This is a genomic window from Pseudomonas sp. SMN5, assembly GCF_052041925.1.
Taxonomy (GTDB): domain Bacteria; phylum Pseudomonadota; class Gammaproteobacteria; order Pseudomonadales; family Pseudomonadaceae; genus Aquipseudomonas.
This window is the reverse complement of the sequence record NZ_JBKGGX010000061.1, coordinates 1-1,075: the sequence shown is the minus strand read 5'-3', so window position 1 is coordinate 1,075 and position 1,075 is coordinate 1. Positions and strand designations below refer to the sequence as shown.

1 protein-coding gene is annotated in these 1,075 nt (G+C 61.5%); it reads right to left on the bottom strand.

The features are described from left to right. On the bottom strand, nt 1-1,075 hold a 1,075-nt coding region (locus tag ACLEJR_RS26975), incomplete at both ends, for an immunoglobulin-like domain-containing protein (RefSeq protein WP_440817748.1).

The window sequence follows — 1,075 nt, the reverse complement described above, 5'->3', positions numbered from 1 at the left end:
CTTCGGCGCATCAACGGTGACGGTGCCGGTGGTTGCACCGGCAGCGATATTAATCACAGCGCCATTGCTCAAAGTGACGGTGACAGGCGTACCGGCAGCGTTGCTCAGGGTGGCGGTGTAAACGATCGAGCCACCTTCGGCGACAGTGTCGGTTGCCGAGAGCGTCAGGCCGGTAGTGTCCTGGGTATCGGTGACGGTGGTGTCAGCCGACTTGCCGTCGATGGCGAGTTTTTCGTAGTTGCCACCTTTGGCGTCGTCGATCTTGACGCTCAGGTTATCGCCGCCTGCCAATGCATCGTTCGGCGTGACGAAGTTCACGCTGCCCGAGCTCGCGCCAACCGGGATGGTGATGGTTTGGCCGTTCGACAGGGTGACAACCAGCGGGGCGCCGGTGACCGGGGCGTTGACCGAGGCGGTGTAAACCACCGTTCCACCTTCGGCGACGGTCGAAGTGGCCGACAGGCTCACAGTCGAAGTGTCGATGGTATCGGTGACGTCAGTGACCGCAGGCGTCGTGCTTGGAACCAGACTCTCGAAGTTACCGCCTGTGGCTTTATCGATGCTGACTTCCACCTTGCCGGCGTCTTTGTAGACGTCGTCCTTCGGCGCATCAACGGTGACGGTACCAGTGGTTGCACCGGCAGCGATATTGATGACCGCGCCGTTGCTCAGGGTGACGGTAACAGGCGTACCGGCAGCGTTGCTCAGGGTCGCGGTGTAAACGATCGAACCGCCTTCGGCCACAGTATCAGTCGCGGTCAGGGTAAGACCGGTCGTGTCCTGGGTATCGGTGACGGTGGTGTCAGCCGATTTGCCGTCAATCTCCAGCTTCTCGTAGTTGCCGCCCTTGGCGTCGTCGATCTTGACGCTCAGGTTGTCGCCGCCAGCGAGGGCATCGTTTGGCGTAACGAAGTTCACGCTGCCCGAGCTTGCGCCAACTGGAATGGTGATGGTTTGACCGTTCGACAGGGTGACGACCAGCGGGGCGCCGGTGACTGGGGCGTTGACCGAGGCGGTGTAAACCACCGTTCCACCTTCGGCGACGGTCGAAGTGGCCGACAGGCTCACAGTCGAA